Source organism: Enterococcus sp. AZ048 (assembly GCF_051715125.1).
GTDB lineage: Bacteria > Bacillota > Bacilli > Lactobacillales > Enterococcaceae > Enterococcus_A > Enterococcus_A gilvus.
Genome location: NZ_JBIOTD010000001.1, coordinates 698,962 through 714,056 on the forward strand (window position 1 = coordinate 698,962; position 15,095 = coordinate 714,056).

The following is a 15,095-nucleotide window of genomic DNA, read 5'->3' on the forward strand; positions in this document are numbered from 1 at the left end:
AAGCTGTACTCATTTTTTTATTCACCTGAAGTGGAAATTGAGGAATTCAGCTATGAAAGGAGTCTTTAAAAAAAATCACCAGCGCTTGGCAATCTTTCTTTGAAAATCTTTGCTATACTAGAAGCATGTAAAAAAAGATAAAAATGAGGCGAGTAATTTGACGATAGATGAAGCGATTGCTTGGATTCACAGTCGAAAAAAATTTGGATCACGTCCAGGTTTAGACCGTATCCAAGCCTTACTAGATAAAGTAGAGAACCCAGAAAAAAAAGTTCCTGTCATTCATATCGCTGGGACGAACGGGAAAGGTTCTACAGTTGCCTATTTACGCAGTATCTTCATAGAGGCAGGAGTGACGGTCGGGAGTTTTACCTCCCCTTATATTGAAGAGTTCAACGAACGAATCGCGATCGACGCGCAGCCGATTCCTGATTCTGCCCTGATTCATTACGTAGAAAAATACCAGCCTATTGTTGCTGACCTGGATGTTCAGCCGGCTATTGGTGGAATCACGGAATTCGAGATTTTAACTGCGATCATGCTGGATTATTTTGCAGAGGAAGCAGTAGATGTCGCGATCGTTGAAGTTGGGTTGGGCGGTTTGTTAGATTCCACGAATGTCGTGTCGCCTATTTTGACTGCGATTACGACGATTAGTTATGATCATATGGAGATTTTGGGAGATACCTTAAATGAGATTGCTCAGCAGAAGGCAGGGATCATCAAAAAAAATGTCCCTGTCGTTACTGGAAACATCACCAAAGGGCCTTTGATTGAAATCGTGGAAAAAGCGGTCGCTGAAACAGCAAAGATCTATCGTTACGGGGAAGAATATCAGGTAGATTATTTGCGACCTGATCCGAACTGGGGCGAGTTGTTTAGTTTTACAGATTCAGCAGGAAAGCTAACGTCGTTGAAAGTTCCGCTGTTGGGCCGTCATCAAGTTGAAAATGCGGGGGTGGCGATCATGTTGTATCATCTGTATTGTGAAGGGCAAGGTTTGCCTTTTGAAGAAAGAACGATACAAAAAGGATTGGCAAACGCGCAATGGCCTGCTCGTATGGAAAAAATCAGTGACGAACCCTTGATCGTGATGGATGGCGCGCATAATGGACATGCCATCAAACGACTGGCAGAAAATATGAAGCGAGAATTTCGAGGGTACACTATCCGAATTCTGTTCTCTGCATTGGAGACAAAGGATGTGGACCAAATGTTGTCGCTGCTTTCAGAAATTCCTAATGCACATATTTATTTAACGACGTTTGAGTACCCAAAGGCGTTGGATCTTAGCCGCTTCGATAAGTCAGACAGCCGTTTTGACGTTGTCTCACTCTGGCAATTTGGCTTAGGCGAATTGCTAGAAGATATGGGAGCTGACGATCTACTATTAATTACTGGATCACTGTACTTCGTTTCTGAAGTGCGTCAATTATTATTAAACTTAGGAGGTAAGAATGAAAAAAGTTAAGGGAATCATTTTCGACATGGATGGCTTATTGTTTGATACAGAATCAATTTATTGTGAAGCAAATTTGGTGGTAGCTGAAAAGTACGACCTGCCCTTCACGAAGGATGTGTATAACCGTTTTATCGGGATCTCTGATGAAGAAGTGTGGGAAGCCTTGCACGAGATGTATGCAGATCACGGAAAAGAAACGGTCCAAAAATTCATTGACGAAAGTTGGGGAATGGCCCACGATCGGTTCAAGACGGGGGAAGTTGATTTGAAGCCGGGAGTTCACGAGTTGCTGGCTTATTTAGAAGAAAAAAACATTCCTCGTGTTCTTGCATCAAGCAATGTACGTCCTGTCATTGAAATTCTATTAGAGCATGCAGGCATTCGAGACAAGTTTTCGGACATTGTTTCTGCTGATGATGTAAAGTATGCGAAACCTGATCCTGAGATTTTTGAGATCGCGGTGGATCGTTTAGGGATCGCTCGAGAAGAAGGATTGGTTTTGGAGGATTCTAAAAACGGCATCTTAGCTGCCGAAGGGGCGGGTGTCCCTGTGGTCATGGTTCCAGATATTATCCCTCCAACTGCGGAACTCGAAGAAAAAACAGCAGCCGTTTTACCAACACTGCATGACGTCATCAACTTTTTAGAAGCTTAACACAGGCTCCTTTGCGTACCTTATTGAAAAGTGCGTAAAGGAGTTTTTTTATGGAAAAAAGTTTGTTGTTGCAAGAATTGCCTGAGAGTTCATGGCCACGTGAGCGTTTGTTGCGGGAAGGCGAAAAGCATTTGTCGGATCAGGAGCTGTTGGCGATCATTTTGCGAAACGGTTCGCGTCAGCAAAATGTGATGGAATTAGCCGGAACGATCTTGCGGGAATACCCGGACCTTTATAATTTAAAGCACACAACGTTGCATGAGTTGCAGAAATTTAAAGGAATCGGCGAGACACGAGCCATTGAATTAAAAGCCATGATGGAATTTGGCTATCGAATCAATCGTGCGCTGCAGCCGAAGATGGGAAGGGTCCAATCAAGTCTTTCTTTAGGTCAGCTTTTGATCACGGAATTAAAGGACTATCAACAAGAGCATTTGGTCGCCTTCTTTTTAAATACAAAAAATGAAATTATTTTACAGAAAACTATTTTTATCGGATCACTGAATCAATCCATCGCGCATCCACGAGAAATATTTCGGGAAGCGGTGCGTATCAGTGCGGCACGCGTTGTTTTAGGCCATAATCACCCGTCAGGAAATCCAACACCGTCATCCAATGATTTGGACTTTACAAAACGCGTGCAAGAGTGTGGTGAAATGATGGGAATCGAGCTTTTAGATCATATTATTGTTGGAGAAACCAAATATTTCAGTTTACGTGAAGAAAAGTACTTAAAGTAGCGATTGAAAACCCTTGCGCTAAGAATAAGTAGAATGTTAAACTATTAATGTAGCTTTGTTTGAGTTGCGAGCTGGTATACAGATGTTTCCTTTTCGTAGTGCAGCAATGTTACAATCAATAAGTGCTTAGGCACGAGGAGGAATTTTATTCATGGAAAACGGAACAGTAAAATGGTTTAACGCAGAAAAAGGTTTTGGCTTCATCACTCGTGAAGATGGCAGCGATGTATTCGTACATTTCTCAGCTATCCAAGGCGACGGCTTCAAAACATTAGAAGAAGGACAAGCAGTAACTTTCGATGTTGAAGAAAGCGATCGCGGACCTCAAGCAGCTAACGTGAATAAGCAATAATACAACAAAGCCTTAGAGAATGTTCTCTAAGGCTTTTTTTGTATGCTAAGAAAAAAGGATTAGCTCTCCATTTAAAATTGGAAAAAGCGGTCTTCTTCTAAGCCATCTGTATGATTGGAATTATTAGTCGCAAGTGCGGACTTGCCAATACAGTATTGCCAGAAAAATTCAAAAAAGAGGGGATTGCTTTTTTCTAGCTTGATCGTGGCAAAGATATCTTTGGTCGCTTGCTTGACTAGTTGGATCGTATCGGAGTCTTGTAGGAAGAAACGATAAAATTCCTCTGGATAGTCAGTAGCATAGTTGGTGATAGCTGCAGATAATGCTTGCAAAGATTTTGGTTCCTGATCTTCTAGAAAATCTGTATATTTGACCAATATACGATTGGTCAAAACCGACTTCAGCTCAGCTAAGTTGGCAAACTCGCGATAGATCGGTTGAGTCGAGCAAGAGATGTGTTGGGCAATGTTACGGGCATGGAATTTATTGAAGCCTTCATTGAGAATCAACTGATACGCACCATCAATGATGTGACTTCTTTTTATGCGTTGTGTTCTAACCATAATTAATCTTCCTTTATTCTGATTTCAAGAAACTATAAAATAACTAAATGCAGTTATTGTATCTTTCTAACTAGTCTTCATTGTGCAAATAAAAGAGTTATTTGTCAATTGGTTTTTTGGTGTTTTCAGAAAAATAATATTTTTTTTTGCAAAAAAAGCGCTAGTTATTTGAATATTCGTTGAAAAGACCTAAAATTAAAAAAACATCTATCTGAAAATCAGATAGATGTTTAATTAGTTATCAGGCGTCATAATCATTGGTAAAATCATTGGGTGACGTTCTGTTTGATCAAATAAGAATGGTTGCAGTGCTGCGACCATCGCATTTTTCAGTTTTGCTTCAGTGCATCCTGCTTCGTTTAAAGCTTCCCGCAATGCGTGGAATAAAATTCGTTGCCCTTCATTGATCATCTCGCCGGATTCACGCATGTACACAAATCCTCGAGATAAAATATCTGGACCAGCTAAGATTTCCTTCTTAGCAATATCAACCGTTGCGACAGCAAGAACCAAGCCTTCTTCAGAAAGAATACGGCGATCTCGCAGAACGACATTACCGATATCTCCGATCCCGCTGCCATCCACGTACACATCACTGGCATTAAAATGACCAGCGCGTCTAGCGCTATCCGCAGTCAAGGCCAACATATCGCCATTTTCCATAATGAAACAATTTTCTTCAGGAACACCCGTATCTTGAGCTAATCCTGTATGGATCTTCAACATTCTGAATTCGCCGTGGATCGGAACAAAATATTTTGGTTTCATTAAGCGAAGCATCAATTTTTGTTCTTGTTGACTACCATGACCAGAAGTGTGGATGTTATTGACTTTCCCATGAATCACTTCTGCACCTGCTTCAGAAAGCAGGTTGATCAAATGATTCACACTTGTCGTATTCCCAGGGATAGGTGAACTTGAGAAAATGACGGTATCGTCCGGTTGAATCTGGATTTGACGGTGTGTACCGTTCGCGATACGAGACAAAGCTGCCATAGGTTCCCCTTGAGAACCCGTACATAAAATCATTAATTCGTTAGCAGGCAAATTATTAATTTCATGAGCATCAACAAATGTACCATCAGGAACAGTGATATAGCCTAATTTTTGTCCATTGACGATCGCGTTCTCCATGCTTCGACCGAAGACGGCGATCTTCCTACCTGTAGCAACAGCAGCAGTAGCGGCTTGTTGCAAACGAGAAATATTAGAAGCGAAGGTAGCGAAAATGATCCGACCTTCGATTTTTTCCATAATACGCAAGATGGACTGCCCAATAGTTTGCTCAGATTTTGTAAATGTAGGAACCTCAGCATTCGTACTGTCAGATAAAAGACACAACACGCCTTCCTCACCGAGCTTAGCCATGCGATGCAAGTTGGCTGGTTGACCGACAGGTGTGAAGTCAAATTTGAAGTCACCAGTTTCCACGATATTCCCAGAAGGTGTTTTAACGACCACACCTAGAGGATCTGGAATACTATGCGTCGTTCGGAAAAAGCTCACAGATGTTTTGCGGAAACGAATGACTGAATCTTCATCGATTTCGTGCAATTCTGCGTCACGCAATAATCCATGCTCATCCAATTTGTTTTTGATCAGAGCCAGAGCAAGAGCCCCCGCGTAGATCGGAATATTTGCTTGTTTTAATAGGTAGGGAACACCACCGATATGATCTTCATGTCCGTGGGTGATCACTAATGCTTTAACCTTATTGATGTTTTGGACAACGTAACTAAAATCGGGAATGACATAATCAATTCCTAATAGATCGTCTTCAGGAAATTTTATCCCGGCATCTATAATGATGATCTCATCTTGAAATTGAACCCCATACATATTTTTTCCGATTTCGCCCAATCCACCAATGGCAAAGACACCAGTTTCGTTGTTTTTTAGCGAGAGTTTCATAGATTAGAACTCCGTTAACTTGAAGTCGGCATTTTCTTTTTCATACTCTAAATGATTGCCTTCTAAAAGTTGGATGTATTCAACGTTATATGGGGTGTTATCACGTAATAAATTGTGTACCATTTCTTCATTGTCCGCTTCCACATACAATGATTGTGTTTGCTCGCGTTTTGGGTTGCGTTCTTTGGTTTCTTGATAATAAACTTTGTAAATCATGAATCTATCTCCTTTATTTGCATTATAGCAATTTTTTCCACGACAAAATGAGGGGCGGTTGCCACCTATTTTTTTATGCTCAGCAATTTAGCTAGAACTAAAGTGTTGAGAAGAAGCCTCGTCTTTGCTTCTTGCTTGAAAAAACAATTTCACCGTTCTTTGGGTTGTTCTTACAACAATTACTTGTAGTTTATCACAGAATATATAAGAAGTATAGAAACTAAGAATTGAAATGACGAATCCTAAGAAATTTTCAGAAAGTTTAAAAATAAAAATAAAAAGAACGTATTACTGAGCAGGCAGAAGCAATATTTTTATGCTATATTGGAGTCATTACGTTATAGAGAGAGGCGAATAAAAATGAAGTTGATGTTGCGGTATACCTTGCGCTACAAAAAGCTATTATTGTTAGATTTCATCAGTGTTTTTGGATTTATTTTGATCGAGTTGGGGTTGCCGACGATATTAGCCATGATGATTGATAAAGGAATTGGAAATAACGATTTTGACTATGTACGTAAGATGGGGATCGTGATGATTGTGATAACAGTGATCGGGATCATCATGAGTATTTCATTACGTTACTTCAGTTCTCAGATTACATCTAGAATGGTGGCTGATATTCGGGACGACCTTTTTGAGAAAGTTCAGACCTTCTCCCACTCGGAATATGAGCAGATTGGTGTTCCTTCGTTAATTACTAGAACAACAAATGACGCGTATCAGATCATGCTCTTCATGCAAAATATCCTGACGACCGGCTTCATGACTCCAATGATGTTCGGAATGAGCTTGTATTTGATCATGCGGACGAGTCCTGGTTTGGGTATTTATGTTTTGTTGGCGCTGCCTATCTTGTTATTAGCAGTTATTTTAATTGCGAAGTATTCAGAGCCCTTATCTACAAAACAGCAGAATAATTTAGATAATATTAACGGAATTTTACGTGAGAATCTTTCTGGCTTACGGGTAATACGCGCTTTTGTGAATGAAAAATTTGAAGAAATGCGTTTCAAATTCGTCAATGATGCCTACACGAATAGTTCGAAGAGTCTATTTCATTTAATGGCAGTGGCACAGCCTGGATTTTTCTTTCTATTTAATATTGTCATGGTTTTGATTATTTGGAACGGGACCGTTCAGATCAACCAGGGTTCTTTAGAAGTCGGAACGTTGATCGCTTTTATCGAGTACATTTTCCATGCGCTGTTTTCTTTCATGCTGTTTGCGACAGTCTTCATGATGTATCCGCGGGCCAATGTATCCGCATTGCGTATTCAAGAAGCCTTTGATATGGACCCATTAATCAAAGATAATCCTGAAAAAACAGCGGAACCAACAGAAAAAAGCTCTTTGGAATTTCGTGATGTGACATTTGCATATCCGGGACATGCAGAAAGTCCGGTGATTCGAAATGTCAGCTTTACAGCCAATCCAGGTGAGACAGTTGCTTTTATCGGTAGTACTGGATCTGGGAAATCAACCTTGATTCAATTGATCCCTCGATTTTACGATGTGACAGAAGGACAAGTGTTAGTCGATGGAATGGATGTAAGAGAGTATCAATTGAAGGATCTACGTAACAAGATTGGTTATATCCCGCAAAAAGCACAATTATTTACTGGAACGATCGCGGATAATCTTCGTTACGGGAAAGAAGATGCGACACAAGCCGAGATGGAACAGGCTGCAGAGATTGCGCAAGCCTCAGAGTTCATCGCTCAGAAACCTGAGGGCTACCAAGAAGAATTATCGGAGGGTGGAAATAATTTCTCTGGTGGTCAGAAGCAGCGTTTAGCGATTGCCCGCGCGGTGATCCGCAAACCGGAGATTTATATTTTTGATGATAGCTTCTCAGCGTTGGATTATCAAACCGATGCAAAACTGCGTGCTCGATTGAAAAAGGAAACGACAGAATGCGCGGTATTAATAGTTGCGCAACGCGTAGGTACGATTATGCACGCGGATAAGATCGTTGTGTTGAACGAGGGCGATGTTGTAGGAATAGGTACTCATCGTGAGCTATTAGATAATTGTCCAATTTATTATGATATTGCTGCTTCTCAATTGACGAAGGAGGAATTAGCATGAGAAAATACACTTCTTCTTTAAAGCGGTTGATGCACTATATTAATCCTTACAAAAAATCATTTATTTTGGTCTTGATACTGGCTATTGGAACCTTGATTCTAGGAACCTGGATGCCTTATTTGACAGGTCTGCCTACAACTGAAGTTAGTAAAAACATCATGCAGGGCGAGGCTGTAAATTTTGACTATGTCTTTAAATGGTTAGTCGTGATCGTGATTGTGGGGATTGCCTATAGTTGTACGCAATTAGGAACAGGCTGGCTGATGGCAAACGTTGTACAATCTGCAATGCGTGATTTGCGTGAAGATATTGAAGCCAAGATTAATCGGTTGCCAGTTTCCTATTTTGATCGAAACCAACAAGGAAACATTCTCTCACGTGTAACGAACGATGTGGATGCTGTGAGTAATGCGATGCAGCAAGCCATCATCAAATCTATCAATGCTGTCTTAGGTATTTTGTTAGCAGTTGCGATGATGTTTTACATCAATCCCATGATGGCGGTCTTATCATTGATCATGATTCCGTTATCCATTGTTGTTTCTCGAAAAATCGTTCAAGTGTCACAGAAGGATTTCCAAGGAATGCAAAATTCATTGGGTGAATTGAACGGCTATGTACAGGAAAATATGACTGGCTTTAGCGTTTTAAAATTGTATGGACGTGAAAAAGAAACCTTGGCTGGCTTTAGCGAAGTCAATCATGAGCTTCGACGCTATGGTTTCCGCGCGGCCTTTGTTTCAAGCTTGATGCAGCCGTTGGTTCAGTTGACCGCTTATGCAACGTACATCGCGATGGCTATTTTGGGAAGTTGGAATGTTATTCACGGTGTGATTTTAGTAGGGCAGCTCCAAGCCTTTATTCAATACATTTGGCAAGTTAGTCAGCCGATGGGGGAAATCACCCAACTGTCTTCAATGATCCAAAGTGCATCGGCTTCAGCTAAACGAGTTTTTGAAATATTAGATGAACCAGAGGAAGAATTAAACGAGCAGGATCTGCCTTTACCAGAACCAGTACAAGGAAATGTTGTTTTTGATCATGTAAGATTCAGTTACGATCCGAAGAAGCCGTTGATCGAGGATTTAAGCTTCGAGGTCAAAGCAGGGGAAACAGTCGCTATCGTTGGTCCGACAGGTGCAGGTAAGACGACGTTGATCAATTTGCTGATGCGGTTTTACGATATCAATAGTGGACGCATCTTGATTGATGGTGTAAACACACAAGAAATGAATCGTTCGGATGTTCGTTCCTTATTTGGTATGGTATTGCAAGATGCTTGGTTATACGAAGGAACGATCGGAGACAATATTCGCTTTGGACGCTTAGAGGCTACGGATTATGAAGTAGTCGATGCGGCTAAAACAGCAAATGTGGATCATTTTATTCGAACGATGCCTGATGGGTATGATATGGAAATCAATTCAGAGGGAGACAATGTCTCTCTTGGACAAAAACAATTATTGACCATTGCTAGAGCAGTTATCTCTGATCCTAAGATTCTTATTCTGGATGAAGCAACAAGCTCGGTGGATACTCGTTTAGAAGGATTGATCCAAAAAGCAATGGATCGTGTCATGCAAGGGCGCACGAGTTTTGTAATTGCCCATCGGTTATCAACGATTCGTGATGCAGACCATATTTTAGTTATGAAGGATGGTCAAATCATTGAGCATGGTACCCACAATGAACTTCTGGCCCAAGGGGGATTCTATGAACAGCTATACAATAGCCAGTTCATGGAAGAAGCGGAATAAAAGGAAGGCTCATTTAAAAGATACTAGAATATTTCAATAGAGAACTAGAGAGCCAGGTGCTTCTGCTTCCATCAACGATGAGAATGCAGAAGAATCTGGCTTTTTCCTTTTATTCATACACTTCTTAGGTAAGGAAGAGTCAATGGATAAATGCTATACTTATTTGGACAACAAAAGTTTAGATAAGAGAAGGATCAAGGATAGCAGAAAGAGAATTGGAGGAAAAGGAATGGCTAATTTTATCGCATCCAGCGCGGATGTTTATGGCGATGTAACCATAGAAAAGGGCGCAACGATTTGGTTTCAAAGCGTTTTAAGAGGAGATAGCAACACGATCGCTATTGGAGAAATGAGCAATGTGCAGGATGGAACGATTGTACATGTGGATCATGATGCTCCTACTTCGATCGGAGAATATGTCACAATTGGACACGCGTGTATTATTCACGGGTGTACGATCCATAGCGGGGCGTTGATCGGGATGGGGTCAACGATTTTGAATCATGCAGAAATTGGCGAAAATAGTCTGATCGGTGCGGGGTCATTAGTAACAGAAGGAACAGTGATTCCGCCGAACTCGCTAGCATTTGGATCACCAGCACGCGTGATTCGTCAATTGACACCGGAAGAAATCAGTAGCAACCGCAAAAATGCGGAGCATTATTACGAATTAGGAGAAAAATACTTGAACAACGAGATACCGCCATTCCAAGTAAGAGGAGCTGTTCATGAAGGAGACTAGCTTCTTACTGTTGCAGGCACAGTTGCGGGCGTTGTTTCCTGATGAAGGTCTAAATCAATTAGCTATTTACGAAGATCAGAAAGCCCATTTCCTGATTTTTTCTAGTCGTGGATTGTATGTACTGGAAGAAGACGATTTAACAAAAGAGCCGCGAAATATTTATTATACAACGGATAGCTTGAAGCCATTTTCTATTCGTCAGCACGAGGGAATATTCGAACTGATCGTTGAAACAGTTGGAGGACGGCACTTTATTTTAGCGTTTCCCGATCAAACGGATGCGTATCACGCGATGCAGACACTGATTGAACTTTTGGTTTAATAAGACGAGTTAGTATAAATTTTTCTTAATTCCCATTATAATCTTACTTAAAGGAAGTGATAAAAAATGGACGGAAGTAAATTTGATCATGAGCCGGTCAATGAAGAAGACTTATTGGCCAAGGGCTATCGCAGGTATCATGGTGAGGGCATTGATATTTATTATAACAAGGATATTTGCGCGCACATTGGGAACTGTGTAAGAGGCAATCCAGAAATTTTTGAGGTGGGACGCAGACCATGGATTATTCCAGACAATGGCAGTGTTGAAAATGCTAGTTATGTCGTGGATACTTGCCCAAGCGGCGCCTTGAAATATGTTGTGAAGAAGTAAGGGAAACAAATAAAGTAGAGTAAGGAGAATCGAATCATTATGGAAATCAAAGAAGAAAAAGAACGCTTTGTCTTATTGAACGATCAAAATGAAGAGGCAGGAGAAATGACATGGTCAAATGCTGGTCCAGAAATTATGATCATTGATCATACATTTGTCGATCCAACATATCGCGGACAAGGCTTGGCAGAAAAATTAGTTGCTGCCGGTGTTGAAAAAGCACGGAAAGATGATAAAAAAATCATCCCATTATGCCCATTCGCAAAAAAAGAGTTTGATGAAAAACCAGAATATGCAGATGTTTTAAGAAAATAAGTATCTCACGTCCCTAGTCAAATGACCTCAATTGTGCTAAAGTAAAATCGAGGTAGTTTGGAAATAAGGAGGGTCATCTTTTGTATAATTTTATTTTGGGTGTTATCTTAGTTTTATCAGTAATCATCGTTATTACGATTATGATGCAACCTAGCAAACAAAATAGTGCTGCGAGTGCTTTTACTGGCGGTGCAGATCAATTATTCGGAAAGCAAAAAGCGCGCGGCTTTGAAGCTGTGATGCAACGATCAACAGCGATTCTAGGTGTGATCTGGATGGTTTTGCTCTTCGTATTAATGTTTTTATCAAGCAAATAAAACCGGCCTCTCGCGTGAGAGGTCTTTTTTATTTTGTATTTGTATTAAATCAAGTACACTTTAAGATAAGAGAGAAAGGCAGACGGCACTTACAATCAAGGGTCAACGGATTATTTTCTGGCGAAAGGACCTAATACGGATAGTGAGGTGTCTGCGTATGAAATTGAATGAGTGGAGAGTGAAAAAAGATGATTCAACCGCCAAAGTCGTTGTTTTTGCCGAATGGAAAACGAGCGGTCCTACTGTTGCACGCGTATTCTGGCAGTCCAAATGACGTGCGTATGATGGCACGTTATTTGGAAAAATGGAATTATACAGTTTATGCACCCTTATATAGTGGACACGGAACTATGGACCCATTAGATATTCTTGAGAAGTCTGCCGAACAATGGTGGGAAGACACTCAAAACGGGGTAGCGTACTTGAAGTCAAAAGGATATCAGGAAATCGCTGTTTTTGGACTTTCAATGGGAGGGATTTTCGCGACTCGCTTATTAAGTAAGATGCCAGAAAACTTTCTTGGCGGCGGCTTTTTTTGTTCCCCTATTGCCCCAGTTAAAACGAATGTGACTGAAAGTTTTCTATTATATGCGAAGCAAGTATTGGATCGATCAGGCAAGGAAGCGACAAGAGAGAAAATTGACAGTTATCGCCCATTGGTAGAAGATCAGTTAAAGGCCATTGAAGATCAAGCGTTAATTGCTTATGAAAACTTAGCTGCAATCACTCGGCCTTTCTTTATGGCACAGGCAGGACAAGATGAAATGATTGAAGCGGAAGGGGTATTTCAAACAGCAAGCCAATTGCGTCAGACATCATTCAGCTTGAATTGGTATCCTGAGAGCAGTCACGTGATCACCGTGGGCCCAGAAAGAAGACAATTAGAACAAGACGTGGTAAATTTTTTAGCCAGTCTTGGTTGGAGAGAAGATAATGGAGAGAAAAACAATTAAATCAGAAATACTAGCTGGCTTGAAGGCAGCCAACAAAAAAAGTCTTTCAATGGAAGAATTAGCAGAAGTTTTAGATATGCGTAAAAGCGAGGATTATAAGCGATTAGTCCAAACAGTGGCGCAGCTTGAAAGAGAGAAAGCACTAGAATTTAACAAAAAAGGGCACATCAAGTTGCCTTTTCAGCCAATCGAAGTGGAAGGGATTTTTCGTCGCAATGAACGAGGCTTTGGTTTCGTGACGATTGATCCAGAGGAACCGGATATTTTTGTCCCGAAAGAAGCGACTAATTTTGCGATGGATGGTGACATTGTCATGATCGACATCCAAAAAACGGCGGATCTGTTTTCAGATCGTGGCGCGGAAGGCCGTGTTGTTTCTATTAAAGAACGGAAGATTCAGCAACTTGTTGGTGAGTTTACAGCTTTTGATGTGGATGAAATTGCGGAATCTGATCTATTCGGTTATGTAACACCGAAGGATAAAAAAAGTGCGCAATTTAAGGTTTTTATTGCGGCGGAAGGCATTCAACCAGTGGATGGCAGTGTCGTGATCGTTGAGATCACTCATTATCCTGAGAAGGGATATGCAACAAGTCTTGAGGGGATGATCACAAAGGTAATTGGTCATAAAAATGATCCAGGCATGGATATATTATCGATCGTGATTGCTCAAGGAATCCCAACCCAATTTCCAGAAGAGGTTCAATCAGCTTCTGAAGAAGTCCCTGATAAAATCGCTGCATCTGATTTAGTAGGCCGCCGTGATTTACGGGATCAACAGATCGTAACGATTGATGGAGCGGATGCAAAAGATTTGGATGACGCTGTGACGGTCCGTAAACTAGATAATGGAAATTACTTTTTAGGGGTACACATCGCGGATGTTTCCTACTATGTGACGGAAGACAGCATCTTGGATAAAGAAGCGTTCGAACGTGGAACGAGTGTCTACTTGACGGACCGAGTAATCCCCATGATCCCGCAACGTTTATCAAATGGTATATGCTCCTTGAATCCTCAAGTACCACGCTTGACTATGAGCTGTGAGATGGAGATTGATCCAAGTGGGACGATTGTTCATCATGAGATTTTTCAAAGTGTGATCCAAACGACCGAACGAATGACGTATTCCGCGGTAAATGAAATTTTAGAAGAAGACGATGCAGAAACGACTGAACGCTACCGTGACCTAGTTCCGATGTTTCATTTGATGAAAGAACTGCATCTAATTCTTGAAGAACGTCGTAGTCGCCGTGGGGCAATTAACTTTGAGGACAGAGAAGCTAAAATTCTTGTTGATCCTGAAGGACGCCCGCTGGATATTGAATTGCGAGATCGAGGTGTTGGCGAACGCTTGATTGAATCGTTCATGTTGGCGGCGAATGAAACCGTTGCTGAGCATTTCAATCGATTGAAGGTACCATTCATCTATCGAATTCATGAACAACCAAAAGAAGAAAAAATGCAGCGTTTCTTTGATTTTGCTGCAGCACTGGGTATTTTAGTCAAAGGAACAAAAAATACGATCACCCCGAAGGGTCTTCAACAAGTAATCCATGACGTGGGAGATAAACCGGAAGCAGCAGTTATTAATACGATGTTGTTGCGTAGTATGCAGCAAGCACGTTACTCCGAGGATAATTATGGGCATTACGGATTGGCAGCGGAATACTACACGCATTTCACGTCGCCGATCCGACGTTACCCCGATTTGATCGTCCATCGCTTGATTCGGACGTATAGCCAAGATCAAAGTGAAACAACTCAAGAAAAATGGGCAGAAAAATTACCAGACATCGCTAATCATAGTTCGAAGATGGAACGACGTGCAGTAGACGCTGAACGAGAAGTCGACAGCATGAAAAAAGCCGAATATATGGCAGAAAAAGTTGGGGAAGAATTTGATGGACTTATCAGTTCAGTCACCAAATTTGGTATCTTCATTGAGCTTCCAAATACGGTAGAGGGAATGATCCATCTAAACGAATTGAAACAGGATTACTTCCATTTTATTGAAAACCAATTGGCGTTAGTCGGTGAGCGTACACGTCAAACCTTTAAAATCGGTCAAAAAGTCCGAATAAAGGTGACGAAGTCTGATCCAGAAACACGAGAGATCGATTTTGAACTTTTAGAAGCAGAAGAGATTCCTTCTTTAGAGGTTCCTAGCAACAACCGTCGTGATAAGCGACGCAAGCCAACCGGCGGCCGCAACAATCATAAAACTAGCGAAAAGCACTATAGTAAAAATAGTAAAAATGTTGAGAATAAAAACAACGAAAAAGGCAAGAAAAAGAAAAAAGGGAAAAAACCATTTTACAAATCTGTAGCCAAAAAGAAAAAACCGGGCAGAAAGAAGGGATAAC

General features: G+C 41.0%; 16 protein-coding genes. 13 read left to right on the top strand and 3 right to left on the bottom strand.

Features of this window, described 5'->3' with window-relative positions:
- Positions 1 to 157 precede the first annotated feature (157 nt).
- From IGI66_RS03490 to IGI66_RS03505, 4 genes are all read left to right on the top strand, one after another.
- Positions 158 to 1,471 (top strand): bifunctional folylpolyglutamate synthase/dihydrofolate synthase, encoded by a 1,314-nt coding sequence (locus tag IGI66_RS03490; protein ID WP_438847612.1) that lies wholly within the window; start codon positions 158 to 160, stop codon positions 1,469 to 1,471.
- Entirely contained in the window at positions 1,458 to 2,117 is a 660-nt protein-coding gene (locus IGI66_RS03495; RefSeq protein WP_086305497.1) for an HAD family hydrolase, read from the top strand. The genes IGI66_RS03490 and IGI66_RS03495 overlap by 14 nt, the downstream gene beginning before the upstream one ends.
- Before the next feature lie 50 nt (positions 2,118 to 2,167).
- Positions 2,168 to 2,857: a RadC family protein gene (gene radC, locus IGI66_RS03500; RefSeq protein ID WP_010781608.1), complete on the top strand. Its 690-nt coding sequence runs from the start codon at positions 2,168 to 2,170 to the stop codon at positions 2,855 to 2,857.
- A 151-nt stretch (positions 2,858 to 3,008) separates the two neighbouring features.
- Positions 3,009 to 3,209, top strand: a complete 201-nt coding sequence (locus IGI66_RS03505; protein ID WP_010781607.1) for a cold-shock protein — start codon at positions 3,009 to 3,011, stop codon at positions 3,207 to 3,209.
- Between the two features lie 71 nt (positions 3,210 to 3,280).
- Here the strand turns inward: IGI66_RS03505 and IGI66_RS03510 are convergent, their stop codons facing one another.
- The 3 genes from IGI66_RS03510 to IGI66_RS03520 form a co-directional block, all read right to left on the bottom strand.
- On the bottom strand, positions 3,281 to 3,772 hold the full coding sequence (locus IGI66_RS03510) for a TetR/AcrR family transcriptional regulator (protein ID WP_010781606.1): 492 nt from the start codon (positions 3,770 to 3,772) through the stop codon (positions 3,281 to 3,283).
- Positions 3,773 to 4,006: 234 nt separating this feature from the next.
- On the bottom strand, positions 4,007 to 5,683 hold the full coding sequence (rnjA, locus tag IGI66_RS03515) for a ribonuclease J1 (protein ID WP_010781605.1): 1,677 nt from the start codon (positions 5,681 to 5,683) through the stop codon (positions 4,007 to 4,009).
- Between the two features lie 3 nt (positions 5,684 to 5,686).
- Positions 5,687 to 5,899, bottom strand: a complete 213-nt coding sequence (locus IGI66_RS03520) for a DNA-directed RNA polymerase subunit epsilon (RefSeq protein ID WP_010781604.1) — start codon at positions 5,897 to 5,899, stop codon at positions 5,687 to 5,689.
- Positions 5,900 to 6,259: 360 nt separating this feature from the next.
- Here IGI66_RS03520 and IGI66_RS03525 point away from each other — a divergent pair, with 360 nt between their 5' ends.
- The 9 genes from IGI66_RS03525 (at position 6,260) to rnr (ending at position 15,094) form a co-directional block, all read left to right on the top strand.
- Positions 6,260 to 7,990 (top strand): ABC transporter ATP-binding protein, encoded by a 1,731-nt coding sequence (locus tag IGI66_RS03525; protein WP_438847616.1) that lies wholly within the window; start codon positions 6,260 to 6,262, stop codon positions 7,988 to 7,990.
- Positions 7,987 to 9,747: an ABC transporter ATP-binding protein gene (locus tag IGI66_RS03530; protein ID WP_010781602.1), complete on the top strand. Its 1,761-nt coding sequence runs from the start codon at positions 7,987 to 7,989 to the stop codon at positions 9,745 to 9,747. The genes IGI66_RS03525 and IGI66_RS03530 overlap by 4 nt, the downstream gene beginning before the upstream one ends.
- Positions 9,748 to 9,976: 229 nt before the next feature.
- Positions 9,977 to 10,489: a gamma carbonic anhydrase family protein gene (locus IGI66_RS03535; RefSeq protein WP_086305499.1), complete on the top strand. Its 513-nt coding sequence runs from the start codon at positions 9,977 to 9,979 to the stop codon at positions 10,487 to 10,489.
- Positions 10,476 to 10,811 (top strand): hypothetical protein, encoded by a 336-nt coding sequence (locus IGI66_RS03540; protein WP_086305500.1) that lies wholly within the window; start codon positions 10,476 to 10,478, stop codon positions 10,809 to 10,811. Before IGI66_RS03535 ends, IGI66_RS03540 begins: the two co-directional genes overlap by 14 nt.
- A 66-nt stretch (positions 10,812 to 10,877) precedes the next feature.
- The gene (locus tag IGI66_RS03545) at positions 10,878 to 11,144 is read left to right on the top strand and encodes a (4Fe-4S)-binding protein (protein ID WP_431380739.1); all 267 of its coding nucleotides are present in this window, start codon (positions 10,878 to 10,880) and stop codon (positions 11,142 to 11,144) included.
- Between the two features lie 39 nt (positions 11,145 to 11,183).
- Entirely contained in the window at positions 11,184 to 11,459 is a 276-nt protein-coding gene (locus IGI66_RS03550; protein ID WP_010781598.1) for a GNAT family N-acetyltransferase, read from the top strand.
- Between the two features lie 80 nt (positions 11,460 to 11,539).
- Positions 11,540 to 11,776, top strand: coding sequence for a preprotein translocase subunit SecG (secG, locus tag IGI66_RS03555; protein ID WP_010781597.1), 237 nt, complete (start codon positions 11,540 to 11,542; stop codon positions 11,774 to 11,776).
- 188 nt (positions 11,777 to 11,964) lie between these two features.
- The gene (locus IGI66_RS03560) at positions 11,965 to 12,729 is read left to right on the top strand and encodes an alpha/beta hydrolase (protein WP_431380738.1); all 765 of its coding nucleotides are present in this window, start codon (positions 11,965 to 11,967) and stop codon (positions 12,727 to 12,729) included.
- Complete coding sequence (gene rnr / locus IGI66_RS03565; protein ID WP_438847621.1) at positions 12,710 to 15,094, top strand: ribonuclease R; 2,385 nt, start codon at positions 12,710 to 12,712, stop codon at positions 15,092 to 15,094. The genes IGI66_RS03560 and rnr overlap by 20 nt, the downstream gene beginning before the upstream one ends.
- Position 15,095: the final 1 nt, after the last annotated feature.